This is a genomic window from Bradyrhizobium sp. WSM1253, assembly GCF_000244935.1.
GTDB classification, from domain to species: Bacteria; Pseudomonadota; Alphaproteobacteria; order Rhizobiales; family Xanthobacteraceae; genus Bradyrhizobium; species Bradyrhizobium canariense.
The window spans coordinates 3,687,813-3,705,664 of sequence record NZ_JH600073.1; the positions used below are offsets into that span (position 1 = coordinate 3,687,813).

Genomic DNA, 17,852 nt, shown 5'->3' on the forward strand with positions numbered 1-17,852 from the left:
GTCATGAGCGCGCCATTCGTTCTGGCCGTTCCCTCCAAGGGCCGCCTGCAGGAAAACACCGAGGCCTTCTTCGCCCGCGCCGGGCTCAAGCTGTCGAAGGCGGGCGGTGCCCGTGACTATCGCGGCACGCTCGCGGGCCTCGACAATGTCGAGGTCGCCTATCTCTCGGCGAGTGAGATCGCCTCGCAGTTGTCCCGCGGCTCGGCGCATCTCGGCGTCACCGGGGAGGATCTGGTGCGCGAGACCATCGCGGACGCCAACAAGCGCGTCTCCCTGATCGAAGGCCTCGGCTTCGGCTATGCCGACGTCGTCGTCGCGGTGCCGCAGGCGTGGATCGACGTGCGCACCATGGCCGACCTCGACGACGTCACCACCGGCTTCCGCGAGCAGCATCACATGCGGATGCGGGTCGCGACCAAGTTCATCAACCTCACCCGCGCCTTCTTCCAGAGCCAAGGCATCACCGATTACCGCATCGTCGAAAGCACGGGCGCGACCGAAGGCGCACCTGCCGCCGGCAGCGCCGAGTTGATCGTCGACATCACCACGACCGGCGCGACGCTCGCTGCCAACGGATTGCGGGTGCTCGACGACGGCGTGATCCTGCGCAGCCAGGCCAATCTGGTCGCCTCAAGGGACGCCGATTGGTCGCCGCAGGCGCGGGAGACCGCGCGAGTCATCCTCGATCACATCGCGGCGCGGGCGCGGGCCAACAAATACCGCGAAGTCCGCACCCGCTTCCGCCAGTGCGACGCGGCCATGCTCACCGAGGCCCACGAGCGCTTCGGCGTCGAAGCGCCGTTCGGCGGACCGACCTCGTCGGGCATGCTCACGCTGCACTGCCCGCCGGGCCAGCTCTATGCACTCGCGAGCTTCCTGCGCGGGCATGGCGCCGAGACCGTCTCGGTGGTTTCGCTGGATTACGTGTTCGACCGGGAGAACCCGCTGTTCGCCAGGCTCGAGGCGTTCCTGCGGCAGTGAGCCCAAAGTTTGTTGAGCAATTCCGTTCAGCGTAGCGACAGCAAACGGCAGCTACCATATGCTGTCGGGATGACCTTGCAAGAAAACCTGATCGCCTCTGGAACCTTGATCCATGACGCTGGGCTCTGACGTTTCCGGCATGACGACCACCGCGGCCAGCGCCGCCGCGAAGGGACTGTCGATTGTCGTCCCGCTCTACAACGAAGCGGCGGGTCTCGCCGCCCTGCACCAGCGCATCTGCGATCTCGCAAAGACCTTGCGGCAGCGCTATCGCCTGGCTTGCGAGATCGTTTATGTCGACGACGGCAGCGCGGACGCGACACTGTCGATCGCCCGCGCACTGCCGGCCGACGCGGTCGACGTCCAGGTGGTGTCGTTGTCGCGCAATTTCGGCAAGGAGGCCGCGCTGATGGCCGGCCTCGACCATGCCCGGCTCGGCGCGGTGCTGTTCATGGACGGCGACGGCCAGCATCCGCCGTCGCTGGTCGAGCGACTGGTGCGGCACTGGATCGAGGACGGCTACGACGTCGTCTATACCGCCAAGGCGCATCGCGATAACGAGCCGTTCCTGCGGCGGCTCGCCGGACGCGGCTTCTATGCGCTGATCAATTGGGGCGCGCGCCAGAAGATTCCGGAAGACGCTGGCGATTTCCGCCTGCTGTCGCCGCGCGCGGTCGCAGCACTGAGGCAGCTGCCCGAGCGCAACCGCTTCTTCAAGGGCCTCGCGAGCTGGATCGGCTTCCGCCAGATCCGCGTTGATTACGAACCGGCGCCGCGCACCCATGGCGTGACAACCTTCAGCGCCGCGCGCCTGCTTGGTCTTTCGATCGAAGGCGTCACCTCGTTCTCGGTGGCGCCGCTGCGCTTCGCCAGCCTGCTCGGCGTGATCCTCGCCGGCGGAGCGTTCCTGTTCGGTCTGTCGATCCTCTGGGAGGTCCTGACCACCGGCAAGCAGGTGCCCGGCTATCCCTCACTCGTGATCGGCCTGATGACGATCGGCGGCGTGCAGCTCATCATGATCGGCATCGTCGGCGAATATATCGGCAAGATCCTTTCCGAGCTGAAGGCGCGCCCGATCTACTTCGTCGCCGAGCACAGTGAAAAGCATTTCGAGACCGACAAGGCCCAGGATGCTTCAAGCCTGGACGCCTCGAAGAGGACGGCGGCCGAATGAGCGCGGCCGCGCCGCCACGGCGGATCTGGCTCTGCGCCGACGATTACGGCATCAGCCCGGGCGTCAATCGCGCCATCCGCGACCTGATCGAACGCGGCCGTCTCAACGCGACGTCGGTAATGATGGTGGGACCTGCGGTCGAGCGCAGCGAGATCGAGGCGCTCCAGGCGGCGGCGCAAGCGAGCCCGCGCTGCGCGATCGGATTGCACGTGACATTGTCGGCACCGTTCCGGCCGCTCACCATGCATTTCCGCCCGCTCGACGGCGACATGTTTCTCCCGTTTCCGAAGCTGCTCCGCGCCGGTCTTGCGCGAAGGCTCGACCGCGAGTTCTTTCGCAACGAGGTCAAGGCGCAGCTGGCAGCCTTCGCGAAAGCGTTCGGGCGCGCGCCTGACTTCGTCGACGGTCATCAGCATGTGCAGCTCTACCCGCAGGTGCGCGACGGATTTGTCGACGCAGTCGCCGAAGCCGCGCCAAAAGCCTGGGTGCGCCAGGGCGGCCGCGACCTGCCCCTGATGCAGCGGCTGGCCTCGCCGAAAGCCATGGTGCTGGATATCCTCAGCGCGCAATTCCGCCGCCGTGCCGGCAGCGCGGGCCTCAGCTTCAATCCCGGTTTCGCCGGCGCCTATGATTTCACGCAAGCGGCCGATTTCGGCGCGCTGATGCGGCATTTCCTGGAAGGCCTGCCGGATGGCGGCCTCATCATGTGTCATCCCGGCTTCGTCGACGACATCCTCACCGGGCTCGACCCGATGACGGATGTCCGCGAACGCGAGCACGCCTATCTCGCCGGCGATGCCTTCGCGCGCCTGCTGACGGACAGCGGCGTCACGCTGGGGTGAACCGGTGGAAGTTTGCGAGAAAGCCGCCCGCGAGGCAGCTTGTCGCATACCGAAATTTAATCCTGCCGGCACTGTTGGGGCCACAATGGAACCCTACATCTGCCTCGCGCTTGTTTTGCGCAAGGGAGACTGACCATGACGCCGCAGGAACGCCAGCTCGTCGACGAGCTTTTCGATCGGCTTTCGAAACTGGAAAATGCACCGCGCGATCCCGACGCGATCGCCGCAATCTCCGACGGCCTGCGCAAGGCCCCCGGCGCTGTCTATGCGCTGGTTCAGACCACGCTGTTGCAGGACGAGGCGCTGAAGCGCGCCCACAACCGCATCCAGGAGTTGGAGGCGGGGCAGGCGCCCGAGCAGGCGCAGTCCGGCGGTTTCCTGGACACCATGCGCGACACGCTGTTCGGCGGGGGTCCATCGCGCGGCTCGGTTCCGAACGTACCGCCGCGTGACTCGCGGCCGGTCTGGAACAGCGGCCAGGCGATGCAGCAGCCTCAGCCCGGTTACGGCCAGCCGCCTTATGGGCAGGCATACGGTCAGGGTCCAAATCAGGGTCCAGGCCAGGGCTATGGCGCGCCGCCGGTCGGCGGTGGCGGCTCGTTCCTCGGCACGGCGGCGGCAGCCGCGGCCGGCGTCGTCGGCGGCTCGCTGCTGCTGTCCAGCATCCGCGGCATGATGGGCGGACCGCACCAGCAGGCTTTTGGCGACACCAATGCCCTGGGCGACCGCAGCGCTGGTGGAGGCCCCTGGAGCGGCGGCGACCAGTCCGGCGGATCGCTCGCGCGCGATGCCGGCCTCGACGACATCGGCTCGAACCGCGACCGCGGCGATGCGTCCCGCCAGGGCTTCGCCGACCACGCATCGAACGACGACCAGAATTACAACGATCAGAACGACAATGACGACAATGTCGACCTCGCCGACGACAGCGATTTCGGCGGCGGAGACGATGGCGGCAGCGATTACGCCTGACGCTTCTTACCCGGTGCTCCAAACGAGAACGGCCGCCGATGAGGCGGCCGTTTTTGGTTCCGAGCACTATGCGCCTACATCACGACGACCTTGGTGCCGACGTTGACGCGGCCATAGAGATCGATGACGTCTTCGTTGCGCATGCGGATGCAGCCCGAGGAGACGTTGGTGCCGATGGTCCAGGGCTCGTTCGAACCGTGGATACGATAAAGCGTCGAGCCGAGATACATCGCGCGCGCACCGAGCGGATTTTCCGGGCCGCCTTCCATATGCCTCGGCAGGTCGGGACGGCGCGCGATCATTTCCGCCGGCGGCGTCCAGGCAGGCCATTCGCGCTTGGCCGTGATCGACTTCACGCCGGACCAGGTGAAGCCGGGACGCCCGACGCCGATGCCGTAGCGCATCGCACGACCGCTGCCCTCGACCAGATAGAGGAACTTGTTCGGCGTATCGACCACGATCGTGCCGGCGCTTTCGTTGCCGCTATAGTCAACGAGTTGTTTCTCGAATCTCGGATCGAACTGACGCTGCCGCGGATCGACCGCCTCCTGCTGGAGACCTGCGCCCTGTGTCTGCGGCTCGCCCATCGGCGGCAGGCGACGCTGGTCATAATAACCAGGCTGCTGTTGGTACACCGGCTGCTGCGGAGCGTAGGCCGGACCGCGGCCGGGCCCGTCGCCGAAGATGAACTCGATGAAGCCGCCGCCCATGTTCGAATTGGAGGCGACACGCACCGGCGCAGGCGGCACCTGCGGCTGGTACAGCACCGCGGGCGGATCGTTCGGCACGCTATTGTCGAAGGCGCTGGCGCTGTTGACGCCGGCAATGAAGGTGCAAGCGCTGCCAAGCAGCGCAACAGACATTTTCTTGAACATCGACGTACTCTGTACTGTTTCGTCTAGATCACATGCGTCGTGGCGAGGTGATGGCTGATCCGCACCCGCGACGTGGTCAATAAAGAGCAAAAGCCGTTTTGTTTGGTAAACGGAAACGCCATTTCGATTCACCACGTCGTCGGCAGCGGTGCAATTTGGCGATCAGCGTTTATTTTCGATGAACGCCGCGCACGCATGGTTAATCGCCCGTTTGCAAGCCGTCGCGCACAACCGCACGACAGTTCCGGCTGTGAACTTCGTGTTAAATCGCTTCTGCCTACAAAGACGCGTGAGTGAGGTGGGGGGAGTTCTTGATGGCTATTCACCGCAAACGTTTTCGTGTCGAAGAGGCTATTGTCGGCGAGATGCCAAGCCCCGAAATGATTGAGGAGGCTGCGCCGATGCATAGCGAGATCATGGCCGAGTTGCGTGCGATCCGTGCACAGATGGCGAAGGGCACCGTGCCCTTGTCCGGCAGCGCCGCCATGGCGGCGATCGACGCCTCCACCGCCCATGAGCTCTCCGAAGCCCGTACCATGCTCGATACTTACCGGGCGCAGATCGAGCAGTGCGAGAAGCTGAAGGTCGAGCTCGACCTCATCCACGACGCCATCGACCGCACCAAGCGCGAGATCGCGACACTGCATGGCAAGAGCTTCGACGGCGGCGAAATGGCCAAGGTCAATGGCGAGCTCGGCGCGGTCGTCGGCGGCACCGAACAGGCGACCCAGCAGATCCTCGAAGCCGCCGAGTCGATCGACCAGGCGGCCAGCGCGATGGCCAAGGTGCAATCGGCCGATCAGCAGAAGCGGCTCGCCGACGATATCCAGGAACGCGTCATCTCGATCTTCGAAGCCTGCAACTTCCAGGACCTGACCGGCCAGCGCATCAGCAAGGTCATGAGCACGATGAAGTTCATCGAGCAGCACATCAATTCCATGATGGAAATCTGGGGCGGTGTCGACGCGATCAAGTCCCACGTCGTGCCGCAGGTCGACACCCGCAGCGACGACGACAAGCTTCTCAACGGCCCGAAGCTCGCCGGCGACGTCGGCCACGCCTCGCAGGACGACATCGACGCGCTGTTCGACTGAGCGGACGCGACGCTACGGAAAACAAAACGCCGGCGAGAGCCGGCGTTTTTTTCGTGAGAGCATTCCCTCCGCTGTCATCGCCCGGCTTGACCGGGCGATCCAGTATTCCGAGTCGATAGCGATTGAACCGAGGGGCCGCGGCGTACTGGATGCCCCGCCTTCGCGGGGCATGACGGAAGAGAGAACCTCACGCCCTCGGCGCGCAGCGGACGTAGACCATGTTGCCGTAGCGGGTGGCGGCGTCCTTGTCGATGAAGCGGGTGATGAGGACGCGACCGTCGAAGGAGACGATCTCGCGGTCCTGCTCGCCGGGCGTCGGACCCGCCGGCCCGATATAATTCTTGCCGCTGGGCGACCCCTTCAGCCGCAGCTCCTGCGGTGTTGCCTGGTCCGCCAGATGCATGATCACGCCGCCGGAGGAGCCGGCGGTGATCACGTAAGGATTTTTGCATTGGGCCCGGGCGGCAGCCTCGGTGCGGGCGCGGTCGGCCGGGTTCTGGAACGAGGCGAGGCCCCAGCGCCCAACGATCTCGTCGGCGCGGATCGACGCGGGCATTTCCGGACCGGTGCCGGGCTCGGCCTCGGGGGGCGGTGAGGACGAAGAAAAGGACGGCAGGCTCATGCCGCCGCCGCAGGCGCCAAGCAGCAGCGCCAGGCAAGAAGCCGCCGCCAGATTGGCGACCGTGCGCGCGTGAGCTGAACTGATCATGGCATTCCCCCGGACAAAACCATGGCCGCACCCCTTCCGCAGCCAAGCGCAAAACCGCTGCCGGAGCAATGACGTCCTTTAATACGCCGGCGCCCCGAACAAGTTTCCAATGTCACCATCCTATATCCGTCTCACCAATCGCTTAACCACCTTTGCTTGACAGGATCGCGGCCAAGCCATATTCCCGGACGCACCATTAGCACTCTGAAAGATGGATTGCTAACGCGCGCCGATCGATCCTCGGGAAGGGTGGACGGAAGCGCCGCCCGCCCACTTTCACTCCTTCCGAAGCGAGCCTCCAAAGGGAAACGTCATGACTAAATCCAAATTTCGTCCGCTGCATGACCGTGTCGTGGTCAAACGTATCGACGCCGAGTCAAAGACCAAGGGCGGCATCATCATTCCGGACACGGCCAAGGAAAAGCCGTCCCAGGGCGAAGTCGTCGCCGTCGGCCCCGGTGGCCGCGACGAGGCCGGCAAGCTGATCCCGATCGACCTCAAGGTCGGCGACCGTGTGCTGTTTGGCAAGTGGTCGGGCACCGAGGTCAAGATCGACAACGATGAGCTCCTGATCATGAAGGAGTCGGACATCATGGGTGTGATGGCCTAAGGCCAGACGCCTGAACGGCCGCTGAATGCATGCCCGGGTCACTCGATCCGGGCATGCATCATTCCGCCGGGTTCGATCGCAGATCCCGGAATGAGGCGACCCAATAAACAAGACACATCACGAAAATAGAAGAGGAATTGCAGACCATGGCTGCCAAAGACGTCAAGTTTTCCGGAGACGCGCGCGATCGCATGCTGCGCGGCGTCGACATTCTCGCCAACGCCGTCAAGGTGACGCTCGGCCCGAAGGGCCGCAACGTGCTCATCGAGAAGTCGTTCGGCGCGCCCCGTATCACCAAGGACGGCGTCACCGTCGCCAAGGAGATCGAGCTCGAGGACAAGTTCGAGAACATGGGCGCCCAGATGGTGCGTGAGGTCGCCTCCAAGACCAACGACCTCGCCGGCGACGGCACCACGACCGCGACCGTGCTGGCCCAGTCCATCGTGCGCGAAGGCGCCAAGTCGGTTGCCGCCGGCATGAACCCGATGGACCTCAAGCGCGGCATCGACATCGCGGTCGCGGCCGTCGTCAAGGACATCGAGAAGCGCGCCAAGCCGGTCGCCGCCTCCTCCGAGGTCGCCCAGGTCGGCACCATCTCGGCCAACGGCGATGCCGCCATCGGCAAAATGATCGCGCAGGCGATGCAGAAGGTCGGCAACGAGGGCGTCATCACCGTCGAGGAGAACAAGTCGCTCGACACCGAGGTGGACATCGTCGAGGGCATGAAGTTCGACCGCGGCTATCTCAGCCCCTACTTCGTGACCAACCCCGAGAAGATGACCGCCGAGCTCGAGGACGCCTACATCCTCCTGCACGAGAAGAAGCTGTCCGGCCTGCAGGCCATGCTGCCGGTGCTTGAAGCCGTGGTGCAGTCGGGCAAGCCGCTCGTCATCATCGCCGAGGACGTCGAGGGCGAGGCGCTGGCCACCCTGGTCGTCAACCGCCTCCGTGGCGGCCTGAAGGTCGCCGCCGTCAAGGCGCCGGGCTTCGGCGACCGCCGCAAGGCCATGCTCGAGGACCTCGCGATCCTCACCGGCGGCCAGCTGATCTCCGAAGACCTCGGCATGAAGCTCGAGAACGTCACGGTGAAGATGCTTGGGCGCGCGGGCAAGGTGGTGATCGACAAGGAGAACACCACAATCGTCAAGGGCGCCGGCAAGAAGCCGGAGATCGAGGCCCGCGTCGGCCAGATCAAGGCCCAGATCGAGGAGACCACCTCGGATTACGACCGTGAGAAGCTCCAGGAGCGTCTCGCCAAGCTCGCAGGCGGCGTCGCGGTGATCCGCGTCGGCGGCGCCACCGAGATCGAGGTCAAGGAGAAGAAGGACCGCGTCGAGGATGCGCTCAACGCCACCCGCGCCGCGGTGCAGGAAGGCATCGTCCCCGGCGGCGGCGTCGCGTTGCTCCGCGCCAAGAAGGCGGTCGGCCGTCTGACCAATGCCAATGCCGACGTCCAGGCCGGCATCAACATCGTGCTGAAGGCGCTGGAAGCCCCGATCCGCCAGATCTCCGAGAACGCGGGCGTGGAAGGCTCGATCGTCGTCGGCAAGATCCTGGAGAACAAGTCCGAGACCTTCGGCTTCGACGCCCAGACCGAGGAGTATGTCGACATGGTCGAGAAGGGCATCATCGACCCCGCCAAGGTGGTGCGCACCGCGCTCCAGGACGCCGCCTCGATCGCCGGCCTGCTGGTGACCACCGAGGCCATGGTTGCGGAGTCGCCGAAGAAGGACGCCGCGCCCGGCATGCCGGGCGGTGGCGGTATGGGCGGCTTCTAAAGCCGTCCGTTCCATTGCAGTGTTGCGAAGGCCGCCTCCGGGCGGCCTTCTTTTTTGGCAATCGTGCCCCGTGCTTTCCAATTCAACCGGCGGCCAAAACCCACTACGGTGACGCCCGATTCGAATTGTTTGGGCATGATCTGATCGGAAAACCGCTTCACATTTTTCCGGATCATGCCCCATTGCCTCAGGGATTTCCTCGATGCGCGCGCTTGTGTTTTGCTCCACGGCCGTTCTGGCGGCTCTGCTTGCAGTTTCGCCTGAGGTCGCATCCGCCCAGATGAAGCTGTCGCCGAAGGCCACGGCGCCCGGCGGCGTCGAGACGCGCTATTTCACCTCGATCGACGGGCTGATGGACGGCAATGCCGACGTGATCCTGAAGGAGACACGCCAGGGCAAGACCGTCACCGCAGCCGTGCTCGACGTCTGTTATCCCGTCGCGAAGAATTCCGACCGCAAGGACCGCTTCGTCGTCAATCTCCAGGTCGCCGGCCAGAACCTGACGGGTACGACGCAGAGCCTCGGCGCGAAGGCGCCGGTCACCGTCAAACTGCTGCGCAAACAGGCCGGAGACACGTTCGAATTCCGCGGCCAGATCAGCATCGGCCAGGCCGTGACCGAGGTCACCTCACCCGACAATTCCGATCTCAGCGAGAAGGAATTCCTCGACAACCAGACCTCCGACGACGGCATCACGCCGCAGCCGAAGGATTTCACCGACGTCTCGCCGGAAGCGATCGCGGTCAAGGTCAAGCTGGATGCCGCGACCGAGTTCCTGAAGAGCCTGAAGGGCCAGGACGTCGAGGTGACGCTGGCGAGCCTCACCGTCGGCTGCGACGCGCTGCGCGCGGGCGAGCAGACCATCAACATGTCGGTCGATCCGGAGCGCGCCAGCGCGCTGCTGGCAAAATTCAAGGCGACGCCCGGCGTCACCGCCGCGGGCTGGACCGCGGGCATGACCGAGATGGACCGCACCATCCGCATTGCCGCCGCCGATTGGCGCGAGGGCGACAAGATCAACCGCGACAAGCTCGCGGCCGCGGTGGCCGGCGTGCTGAGCAGGACGCTGGCGGCAAAGCCGGTCTCACAAGGCTTCAACCCGGCGACCGGCAAGCTCAAGCTGGTGTTCAAGCGGCCGAACCAGGATTTTCCCGCGCTCGAGCTCACCGACACGATCGAGGTCGCGGGCCTCGTCTCGCCCGACAAGCCCGGCACGACCGACAAGCTCATGCTCTGGGTCGGGAGTCCCGCGATCACGACCACTGACGAGAGCAGCGGCGCCAAGCTCAATCTCTCGGACGAAGCGACCGCCGACGAGGAAGGCGATCAGCCCGACGACAACGGTTCGGTCGAGGCGCTCGCCAAGGAGCTGAAAGGCCAGCGCTGGGACGCCGACAAGTCGGTGTGGAAGTAGCCCGCTGAACTATCGTGCCCCGGACGCAGTGCAGCACGTCAGTGATGCGCTGATGAGCCGGGGCCCAGAAGCCGCGCACGAGATCGACGATAGATAACTGGGTCCCGGCTCTGCGCAGCAACGTTGCACGCTGCAGCGCGTCCGGGACGCGAGAGATCTAATTCCCGTTGACGCGGAAGCGCAGCGGCTTGGGGCCGACGAGCGTGAGCACGTCGCCCTGGCGCTTCCAAGTCTCGACGCTGCCCAGCGCTGCAACGAGATCGTCGTCGGCCTGGGCCCGCGCCGGCGGGCAGGAGCGGTCCTGGATCTGGCCGGGCACGAAGATCACGGTGTTGCCGGCGACCGAGAACTGGCCCTGGCCACCCTTGCACCAGAGCTCCAGCACGACCTCGCCATTGTCGCCGATCTCGATGTTTGGAATCCGCTTCGAGCCCGGCTGCGGCAGCGCCTCCAGCGTCATCTCGGTGCCGAACGGAAAACCGTCCTCCGCACGCGCGAGCGTGGACATCGCCAGCATTGCAACCGCCGCGCACACCGTCTGCCTGAACGAAACCATGAGACCTCTCGACCGACCTGATTTGCGGCACCTTCTATAAGACGGCGGCGCCGTTGAGAAGGTTCGCCCATGCACGACGCAAAAATCCCCGCGAGGACCAACCTCGCGGGGATTTGCGTCGAAGGCGGGCGTGGCCTGCTACTTCAGCACCATCGCCGTGAACGGCCAGACATAGGCCTGCAACGTCACGAACACGCCGACCAACGAGGCCAGCACGATCGAGTGCCAGAACACGAAGCGCAGGATCGTGCCCTCATGGCCGTACCAGTTGGTCGCGGTCGAGGCGACCACGATCGACTGCGCGTCGATCATCTTGCCCATTACGCCGCCGGACGAGTTCGCCGCAGCCATCAGGATCGGCGACAGGCCGAGTTGCTCCGAGGTGATCTTCTGCAGGTTGCCGAACAGCACGTTGGAGGCAGTGTCCGATCCCGTCAGGGCCACGCCCAACCAGCCGAGCAGCGTGCCGAAGAAGGGATAGAGCACGCCGGTTGCGGCGAAGGCGAGGCCGAGCGTCGCGTCGACGCCGGAGAGCCGCGTCAGCGTACCGATCGCGAGCATCGCCGAGATCGTGATCAGCGAGATCGCGCACAGCCGGATGGTACGCCCGTATTCCGTCAAGAGCCGGCCAGGACCGACGCCCATCAGGAAGCCTGAGATGATCGCCGCAATCAGCATGCCCGTGCCGGTGAAAGAGAGATAGGTGAAGCCGAACACCGCGCTCTCTTTCGTCGGCCCTGGCGCGACCGGCGGCATCTTGTTGATCATCTGATGCAGCTCGGGAACGGGATAGTTCCAGGTGAAGATCGAATTCGCCCAGGTCTTGAATCCACCATTGCCCCAGATCAGCATCACGATACAGACGATGATCCACGGCAGCAGCGCGCTGAACAGCTCGCTCTGCGTCAGCGGCGTCTTGTCCATCGGTTTTGCCGCAGCCATGGTGGCGGCCGATTCATCGCGGCCGCGCAGCGCGGGGGACAGCCAGAGCTGCCTCGGCTGCCAGACCTTCAGGAACAGGATCAGCGCGCCCATCGAGATCAGCGATGCGCCGATGTCGACGATCCAGGGATTGATGAAGTTCGAGATTAAGAATTGCGGGACCGCGAACGACACGCCGGTGACCAGGATCGCCGGCCAGACATCCTTCATGCCCTTCCAGCCCGCGAACGCCCACACCACCCAGAACGGCACGATCAGCGAGAAGAACGGCAATTGCCGGCCGACCATCGCGCCGAGGATATAGGGATCAAGCCCGGTGACCGAGGCCAGGCCCTGGATCGGTGTGCCCAGCGCGCCATAGGCGACCGGCGCGGTGTTGGCGATCAGCGACAGGCCGCTTGCTGCAAGCGGCGAGAAGCCGAGGCCGATCAGGACGGCGCCCGTGATCGCGACCGGCGTGCCGAAGCCCGAGGCACCCTCGAAGAACGCGCCGAACGAAAACGCGATCAGCAGCAATTGCAGCCGCCGGTCCTCGGTGACGCCGCCGACCGCGCGCTTGAGCAATTCGAAGCGTCCGGTGCTCACCGTCACCTGGTAGAGGAAGATGACGTTGAGAACGATCCAGCCGATCGGGAAAAAGCCTGTCACGATGCCCAGCACCGAGGCGCGGATCGACATGTTCGCCGGCATGGTGAAGACGAAGATCGTGATCAAATTGGCCACGATCACGGCGACGACCGCCGCGATATGAGCCTGGACGCGGCCGCTCGCGATCAGGACCAGCAATGTGACGACAGGGACTGCCGCCGCGATCGTCGACAGCACGGGGCTGTGCAACGGGTCATAAACTTGATTCCACATGATCTTCCTCCCCCACGCATGTGTGCTGCAGGCGGCCCGCGTGGACAGCCGATCCTGCTTGACGCTGAAGCGATAACCCCCGAGCCGGACGCGAATTCCTCGCGAATGCAGCGGTTCCCGTCCGCTCACAAGCTCGCGAAATCCCGGAGGCCCCCACCCCGCGCCGATGAGCCCCATGCTAGGGTTGCAAGCTGCGACAAGCCAACGCAAATTGCAGGACTCGCGACTTTAGTCTAAGCGCGCCGATTTCCGCCGTCGTCCCAGGTCTTTGGCCCGGGCAGTTGTGCACATCCCCTCAGGAGACAGAGCTCTGTGAAGAACATCAGCGCCACGCTCGCGATCGTCTGGCGAATCGCCGCCCCGTATTTCCGGTCGGAGGACAAATGGGCCGGCCGCGGCCTGCTCGCCGCGGTCATCGCAATGGAGCTGGCGCTGGTCGCGATCGACGTCCTGGTCAACCAATGGCAGAACCGGTTCTACAGCTCGCTGCAGGCAAGCGACTGGGATAGCTTCGTCAGGGAGATCTGGATCTTCATCGGCCTCGCCTCCGCCTTCATCGCGCTGGCGGTCTACAAGCTGTACCTGAACCAGTGGCTGCAGATCCGCTGGCGGCAATGGCTGACCCGGCACTATCTGGGCGAATGGCTGCAGGGCGCCACCCACTACCGCATGCAGCTCAAGGGCGATGCGGCCGACAACCCGGACCAGCGCATCACCGAGGACGTCAAGAACTTCGTCGAGCAGACCCTGACCATCGGGCTCGGCCTGCTCTCGTCGATCGTGACGCTGTTCTCCTTCGTGATCATCCTCTGGGGGCTTTCCAACGCCGCGCCGTTGCACCTGTTCGGCGCCGACCTCATGATCCCCGGATATCTCTGCTGGGGCGCGTTGGTCTACGCGATCTTCGGCACGGCGCTGACGCACTGGATCGGTGCCCCGCTGGTCAATCTCAATTTCGAGCAGCAGCGCTTCGAGGCCGACTTCCGCTTCAACCTCGTCCGCGTCCGCGAGAATTCCGAGCAGATCGCGCTGCTCAAGGGCGAAGGCGCCGAGCGCGGCCGCCTGCTGGATCGCTTCGGCTTCGTGATCGGCAATTGGTACGCCATTATGAGCCGTACCAAGCGCCTCACCGCGTTCACCGCGAGCTATCAGCAGGCCGCCGTGATCTTTCCCTACGTGCTGGTGGCGCCGGCCTTCTTCGCCAAGAAGATCCAGCTTGGCGACATGATGCAAACCGCTTCCGCCTTCTCGAGCGTACAGGGCGCATTGTCGTTCTTCGTCACGGCGTACCGATCGCTGGCGGAATGGCGCTCGATCGTCGCCCGCCTCGACGGCTTCGAGATGTCGGTCGATGCGGCCGCGCACCTGCCGCCGCACGAGCCTGCGATTGCCCTCAAGGCCGCCGGCGGCAATCGCAATATCGCCCTCGAACAGCTCTGCGTGAACCTGCCGAGCGGCACGCCGCTGGTCGCCGCCGACGCCTTCTCCGTCCAGACGCCGGAGCGCGTGCTGGTGACCGGACCGTCCGGCTCCGGCAAGTCGACGCTGTTCCGGGCCATCGCCGGCATCTGGCCGTTCGGCACCGGCACCATCTTCGTCCCGGAAAAGGCGAAGCTGATGATGCTGCCCCAGCGCCCCTATTTCCCGGTCGGCGTGCTGCGCGACGCGGTGGTCTATCCGGCCGCGCCGGGCGCGTTCGAAACCTCACGCGTCAGGGATGCGCTGATCGCGGTCGGATTGCCTGACCTGGCCGAGCGTCTTGAGGAGGACGGTCATTGGAACCGGATGCTGTCGCTCGGCGAGCAGCAGCGGCTCGGGCTCGCCCGCGCGCTCCTGCATGCGCCGGACTATCTGTTTCTGGACGAGGCCACGGCCTCGCTGGACGAGCCGTCCGAGGCCCGCCTGTACCGGCTGCTGGCGGAGAAGCTGCCACAGGCCACCCTCGTCTCGATCGGCCACCGCTCGACGCTGGAAGCCTTCCATACCCGCAAGGTGACGATGGTGAAGCACGGCGCGATCCACGTCCTCGGTGACGGTGGTGTGCCGGTCGAGAAGGAGCCGAGCGCGGCACGCTGAGACGGCTCGACCAAGCCCTGAGGCTATCGCCCTTCGTTGCGGCCATCCTTCGAGACGCCCGCCCTTGGCGGGCCCTCAGGATGAGGTCTGTCCTCGCGGTGAAAACCGTGCCCCCTCATGGTGAGGAGCCCGCCGGAAGGCGGACGTCTCGAACCATGCAGGCCCTCAGCCTGCGCCCCAAAAGTCCCAAAGCAAAAGGGCGGCAGGTTGCCCTGCCGCCCTCATCAAGTCGCTTCGGGAAGAAGCTTACTTCAGGTTGCTCATCGCCGTCAGGTCGAACGACAGCTTGGCAATGCCGGCCGCGCCGCACCAGTTGGATCCAGCGCCGCCCGGATTGATCGCGGTGACGTTGGTGGTGCCGGTGGCGTTGAAGGCGCTGGTGAAGGCGTTGCAATCACCCTTGTTCAGGTCGGTGTCGGAGTAACGCAGGTCCAGCGTGAACACCTTGTAGGTGAAGCCGATGCCGATGTTCCAGGTGTTGTAGTCCTTGTAGGGGATACCGTTGGCGAAAACGGTGCCGACGCCGGTGCCGTAGAAGGCGTCCGAAGTTCCGAACCACTGCCGGCCGAACTCACCCGACACGTACATGCCCATGCCGGAGGGACCGAAGGCCGTGCTGGGCGCCGTGTATTTGGCGGTCAACGAAGCGTAGTTGCCCCAAGCACCCGAGTTCAGGAAGTTCGGCGAGTAGTACTCGGTCGCGCCGACCGTGAAGCTGTCGTTGATGGTGTAGTTCACCTTGCCGTAGACTTCGACGAAGCTGACGTCCTTCTTCATGACGTTGCCGTCGGCGAGGAAGATCGTGGTCGTGCTGACGCCGCAGACGTTGCCGCCGGGAATGCCGCCGGTGAGCACGTTGTCGGCGCAGCTGCCGCCCGGATACAGGTAGCCCCAGACACCGATGTCGAACGCGAAGGCGCCGAAGGTCGGGCGGATACCGCCGTAGATGTCGACTTCAGCAGCGGCGCGATTGGCGAAGGAGATGCTCTCGGCGGACACGCCGACGTAGAGCTGGAGGTCCTTGTTGACGTTGTAGCGCGGCTCGAAATAGGCCGCGACCGACGCTTTGTGGTTCGACTGCGTGACGCCGCGGAAGATGTAGTCGCTCATGATGGCGCCGCCGAAGGCGATATCCCAGGGATCGAACGCAACCACCGGGGCCTTCTTAGCCTTCACCGCCATGTCTGCCGCGAAAGCCGAGCCCGTCACCATTGCCAGCGCCGTTGCCAACAAAGCCACTTTTTTCATTTCGATCCCCATCACCAGTTCTATGACCCCAGCCGGATCCCGGAAGCCCCCGGAACGCACGACCTGATTGCAAATTTCGTAACTGCGGCAATCTGGATGGAGTGGCGCAAACCGAGAAGCAAAAAACGCGGGCATCTGCCGACTTTTTGGGCGTTCTGACGATTCCACGGCAGGTTGTCAGCCTGTGTGTCTTCTCGAACACATTATTTGCAATCCAAAGTGCACTGGGAGGCCCGGGTTAGTACGGGTCCTGCGGCACCGTGCTGCCCGCGCCACGAATCAGGTTGCTTCCGGACAAGACCATCCTCCGCGCGCCGTCGCGCGATGCAAAAAGGCCGCAGCATCACCGCTGCGGCCTTCCTGTTGTCGATCATGGTCGTCGGATTGGACCCAGCCCTTTGGCCTAACCTTGGGCCTGAACCTTGGGCCTGAACCTTGGGCCTAACCTTGTCCTTCGGCCGGCGTCGAGTCCGCAGAAGACGAAGGCATCGCCCAGCTTGTCTCGGCGGCGGGCTCAGGAGCCGGAGCTGCCGGCGTTGACGGCTTCGGCGCGGGAGCTGCCTTCGCCTTCTTCGGCGCCGCTTTCTTCGCAGCCTTCTTGGCGGCCTTCTTGGGCGCAGCCTGCTTAGCGGCCTTCTTGGCCGCCTTCTTCGGCGCGGCCTTCTTCGCAGATTTCTTTGTAGCCTTCTTGGCAGACTTCTTCGCCGACTTCTTGGCTGCCTTCTTTGCGGTCTTCTTCGCCGCTACTGCCTTCTTGGCCTTTTTGGCCTTCTTGCTTTTTTTCTTCTTCGCTTTCGCCATCGTGGTCCTCCTGTTGCCGCCGAACAATGGTCGATCGGGTGTCTTCAGCCGTCACCTCCGGACGAAAGCTCAGCCCTCGAAAGCTCGGTCTTCGAAAGCTCAGTCTTGCGCGTTCAATGCCGGCCGCGACCCGCCCGTAGCCCAATCGAGAAGCTCAATCGTGTGTACGACCGGAACTGACGTGCCACTGGCAATCTGCACCATGCAGCCGATATTGCCTGTGGCAATCATGTCCGGCTTGACGCTCGCGATGTTGGCGACCTTGCGATCACGCAACCGGCCCGCAAGCTCGGGCTGGAGAATGTTGTAAGTCCCCGCCGAACCGCAACACAAATGGCTCTCGGGCACATCTTTCACCACGAATCCGTTATTGGAAAGCAATTCTTTCGGAAGGCCCGTGATTTTCTGCCCGTGCTGCAACGAACACGCCGAGTGATAGGCGACGACGATGTTGTCCTGTCGCGCCGTGGCCGCGAGTCCAAGGCCGGCGACATATTCAGTGATGTCCTTGGCGAGCGCAGAGACCTTCGCCGCATCGGCGGCAAGCGCAGCGTCCTCGCGCAGAAGGTAGCCGTAGTCCTTGATCACGGTGCCGCAACCGGACGCGGTCACCAGGATGGCGTCGAGCCCCTCGCCGGCCGCTTCCGCGCGCCACGCCGCGACATTGGCGCGAGCCCGCGCCAATGCGTCCTGGTCGTTGCCGAGGTGATGGGTCAGCGCGCCGCAGCACTGCTCGTCCCTGACCAGGACGACCTCGATGCCGTGGCGCGTGAGGAGACTGATGGCAGCCTGGTTGATGCGCGGCGCCAGCACCTGCTGGGCACAGCCCTGGAGCAGCGCGACCCGGCCGCGCTTCTTGCCGAGAGCCGCGAACACACTGCCGGCGGCGGGCCCCGGCGGCGGCAGCCGGCTCGGCGCC

Annotated in this window: 17 protein-coding genes; 9 read left to right on the plus strand and 8 right to left on the minus strand. The window is 64.6% G+C overall.

Annotated features, from left to right (window positions below; all coding sequences use genetic code 11):
• The first annotated feature begins 3 nt into the window (after nt 1-3).
• The 4 genes from hisG to BRA1253DRAFT_RS18940 all read left to right on the plus strand — a co-directional run bounded on the left by hisG (nt 4) and on the right by BRA1253DRAFT_RS18940 (nt 3,969).
• A complete protein-coding gene (hisG, locus tag BRA1253DRAFT_RS18925) occupies nt 4-981 on the plus strand; it encodes an ATP phosphoribosyltransferase (protein ID WP_007596944.1) in 978 nt (325 codons plus the stop codon).
• A gap of 112 nt (nt 982-1,093) precedes the next feature.
• Nucleotides 1,094-2,155 (plus strand): glycosyltransferase family 2 protein, encoded by a 1,062-nt coding sequence (locus BRA1253DRAFT_RS18930; protein ID WP_007596946.1) that lies wholly within the window; start codon nt 1,094-1,096, stop codon nt 2,153-2,155.
• Nucleotides 2,152-2,997, plus strand: a complete 846-nt coding sequence (locus tag BRA1253DRAFT_RS18935; protein WP_007596948.1) for a ChbG/HpnK family deacetylase — start codon at nt 2,152-2,154, stop codon at nt 2,995-2,997. The genes BRA1253DRAFT_RS18930 and BRA1253DRAFT_RS18935 overlap by 4 nt, the downstream gene beginning before the upstream one ends.
• A 135-nt stretch (nt 2,998-3,132) precedes the next feature.
• Nucleotides 3,133-3,969 carry a DUF2076 domain-containing protein gene (locus tag BRA1253DRAFT_RS18940; RefSeq protein WP_007596950.1) on the plus strand — a complete coding sequence of 279 codons (837 nt, stop codon included), beginning with the start codon at nt 3,133-3,135 and terminating at the stop codon, nt 3,967-3,969.
• A 74-nt stretch (nt 3,970-4,043) separates the two neighbouring features.
• On the opposite strand, the gene BRA1253DRAFT_RS18945 is transcribed toward BRA1253DRAFT_RS18940, so the two are convergent.
• The gene (locus BRA1253DRAFT_RS18945) at nt 4,044-4,844 is read right to left on the minus strand and encodes a L,D-transpeptidase (protein WP_007596951.1); all 801 of its coding nucleotides are present in this window, start codon (nt 4,842-4,844) and stop codon (nt 4,044-4,046) included.
• A gap of 314 nt (nt 4,845-5,158) precedes the next feature.
• On the opposite strand from BRA1253DRAFT_RS18945, the gene BRA1253DRAFT_RS18950 reads away from it, so the two are divergent.
• Complete coding sequence (locus BRA1253DRAFT_RS18950) at nt 5,159-5,938, plus strand: protein phosphatase CheZ (RefSeq protein WP_007596952.1); 780 nt, start codon at nt 5,159-5,161, stop codon at nt 5,936-5,938.
• A 187-nt stretch (nt 5,939-6,125) separates the two neighbouring features.
• On the opposite strand, the gene BRA1253DRAFT_RS18955 is transcribed toward BRA1253DRAFT_RS18950, so the two are convergent.
• Nucleotides 6,126-6,647: a hypothetical protein gene (locus BRA1253DRAFT_RS18955; RefSeq protein WP_007596953.1), complete on the minus strand. Its 522-nt coding sequence runs from the start codon at nt 6,645-6,647 to the stop codon at nt 6,126-6,128.
• A gap of 313 nt (nt 6,648-6,960) precedes the next feature.
• Here BRA1253DRAFT_RS18955 and groES point away from each other — a divergent pair, with 313 nt between their 5' ends.
• Both groES and groL read left to right on the plus strand, forming a co-directional pair.
• The gene (gene groES, locus BRA1253DRAFT_RS18960; RefSeq protein ID WP_007596954.1) at nt 6,961-7,257 is read left to right on the plus strand and encodes a co-chaperone GroES; all 297 of its coding nucleotides are present in this window, start codon (nt 6,961-6,963) and stop codon (nt 7,255-7,257) included.
• 146 nt (nt 7,258-7,403) lie between these two features.
• Nucleotides 7,404-9,035: a chaperonin GroEL gene (groL, locus tag BRA1253DRAFT_RS18965; RefSeq protein ID WP_007596955.1), complete on the plus strand. Its 1,632-nt coding sequence runs from the start codon at nt 7,404-7,406 to the stop codon at nt 9,033-9,035.
• Here the strand turns inward: groL and BRA1253DRAFT_RS18970 are convergent.
• On the minus strand, nt 9,032-9,211 hold the full coding sequence (locus BRA1253DRAFT_RS18970) for a hypothetical protein (RefSeq protein ID WP_035993636.1): 180 nt from the start codon (nt 9,209-9,211) through the stop codon (nt 9,032-9,034). The genes groL and BRA1253DRAFT_RS18970 overlap by 4 nt on opposite strands.
• 26 nt (nt 9,212-9,237) lie before the next feature.
• Here BRA1253DRAFT_RS18970 and BRA1253DRAFT_RS18975 point away from each other — a divergent pair, with 26 nt between their 5' ends.
• Nucleotides 9,238-10,449, plus strand: coding sequence for a hypothetical protein (locus BRA1253DRAFT_RS18975; protein WP_007596956.1), 1,212 nt, complete (start codon nt 9,238-9,240; stop codon nt 10,447-10,449).
• A 157-nt stretch (nt 10,450-10,606) separates the two neighbouring features.
• Here BRA1253DRAFT_RS18975 and BRA1253DRAFT_RS18980 read toward each other — a convergent pair whose 3' ends face one another.
• Nucleotides 10,607-11,005, minus strand: coding sequence for an META domain-containing protein (locus BRA1253DRAFT_RS18980; RefSeq protein WP_007596957.1), 399 nt, complete (start codon nt 11,003-11,005; stop codon nt 10,607-10,609).
• A 138-nt stretch (nt 11,006-11,143) separates the two neighbouring features.
• On the minus strand, nt 11,144-12,808 hold the full coding sequence (locus BRA1253DRAFT_RS18985) for an L-lactate permease (protein ID WP_007596960.1): 1,665 nt from the start codon (nt 12,806-12,808) through the stop codon (nt 11,144-11,146).
• Between the two features lie 312 nt (nt 12,809-13,120).
• On the opposite strand from BRA1253DRAFT_RS18985, the gene BRA1253DRAFT_RS18990 reads away from it, so the two are divergent.
• Nucleotides 13,121-14,884 carry an ABC transporter ATP-binding protein/permease gene (locus BRA1253DRAFT_RS18990; protein WP_007596961.1) on the plus strand — a complete coding sequence of 588 codons (1,764 nt, stop codon included), beginning with the start codon at nt 13,121-13,123 and terminating at the stop codon, nt 14,882-14,884.
• A gap of 246 nt (nt 14,885-15,130) precedes the next feature.
• Here the strand turns inward: BRA1253DRAFT_RS18990 and BRA1253DRAFT_RS18995 are convergent, their stop codons facing one another.
• The 3 genes from BRA1253DRAFT_RS18995 to BRA1253DRAFT_RS19005 all read right to left on the minus strand — a co-directional run.
• Nucleotides 15,131-16,132, minus strand: coding sequence for a TorF family putative porin (locus BRA1253DRAFT_RS18995; RefSeq protein WP_007596962.1), 1,002 nt, complete (start codon nt 16,130-16,132; stop codon nt 15,131-15,133).
• Nucleotides 16,133-16,573: 441 nt separating this feature from the next.
• Nucleotides 16,574-16,933, minus strand: a complete 360-nt coding sequence (locus BRA1253DRAFT_RS19000; RefSeq protein WP_007596963.1) for a hypothetical protein — start codon at nt 16,931-16,933, stop codon at nt 16,574-16,576.
• A gap of 99 nt (nt 16,934-17,032) precedes the next feature.
• Nucleotides 17,033-17,852 (minus strand): heterodisulfide reductase-related iron-sulfur binding cluster (locus BRA1253DRAFT_RS19005; RefSeq protein WP_007603759.1); only part of this gene is annotated, 820 nt, incomplete at its 5' end.

Coding starts and splice junctions, on each gene's coding strand:
- hisG (WP_007596944.1), top strand. CDS start 4: ATGAGCGCGCCATTCGTTCTGGCCGTTCCCTCCAAGGGCCGCCTGCAG.
- BRA1253DRAFT_RS18930 (WP_007596946.1), top strand. CDS start 1,094: ATGACGCTGGGCTCTGACGTTTCCGGCATGACGACCACCGCGGCCAGC.
- BRA1253DRAFT_RS18935 (WP_007596948.1), top strand. CDS start 2,152: ATGAGCGCGGCCGCGCCGCCACGGCGGATCTGGCTCTGCGCCGACGAT.
- BRA1253DRAFT_RS18940 (WP_007596950.1), top strand. CDS start 3,133: ATGACGCCGCAGGAACGCCAGCTCGTCGACGAGCTTTTCGATCGGCTT.
- BRA1253DRAFT_RS18945 (WP_007596951.1), bottom strand. CDS start 4,844: ATGTTCAAGAAAATGTCTGTTGCGCTGCTTGGCAGCGCTTGCACCTTC.
- BRA1253DRAFT_RS18950 (WP_007596952.1), top strand. CDS start 5,159: ATGGCTATTCACCGCAAACGTTTTCGTGTCGAAGAGGCTATTGTCGGC.
- BRA1253DRAFT_RS18955 (WP_007596953.1), bottom strand. CDS start 6,647: ATGATCAGTTCAGCTCACGCGCGCACGGTCGCCAATCTGGCGGCGGCT.
- groES (WP_007596954.1), top strand. CDS start 6,961: ATGACTAAATCCAAATTTCGTCCGCTGCATGACCGTGTCGTGGTCAAA.
- groL (WP_007596955.1), top strand. CDS start 7,404: ATGGCTGCCAAAGACGTCAAGTTTTCCGGAGACGCGCGCGATCGCATG.
- BRA1253DRAFT_RS18970 (WP_035993636.1), bottom strand. CDS start 9,211: ATGATCCGGAAAAATGTGAAGCGGTTTTCCGATCAGATCATGCCCAAA.
- BRA1253DRAFT_RS18975 (WP_007596956.1), top strand. CDS start 9,238: ATGCGCGCGCTTGTGTTTTGCTCCACGGCCGTTCTGGCGGCTCTGCTT.
- BRA1253DRAFT_RS18980 (WP_007596957.1), bottom strand. CDS start 11,005: ATGGTTTCGTTCAGGCAGACGGTGTGCGCGGCGGTTGCAATGCTGGCG.
- BRA1253DRAFT_RS18985 (WP_007596960.1), bottom strand. CDS start 12,808: ATGTGGAATCAAGTTTATGACCCGTTGCACAGCCCCGTGCTGTCGACG.
- BRA1253DRAFT_RS18995 (WP_007596962.1), bottom strand. CDS start 16,132: ATGAAAAAAGTGGCTTTGTTGGCAACGGCGCTGGCAATGGTGACGGGC.
- BRA1253DRAFT_RS19000 (WP_007596963.1), bottom strand. CDS start 16,933: ATGGCGAAAGCGAAGAAGAAAAAAAGCAAGAAGGCCAAAAAGGCCAAG.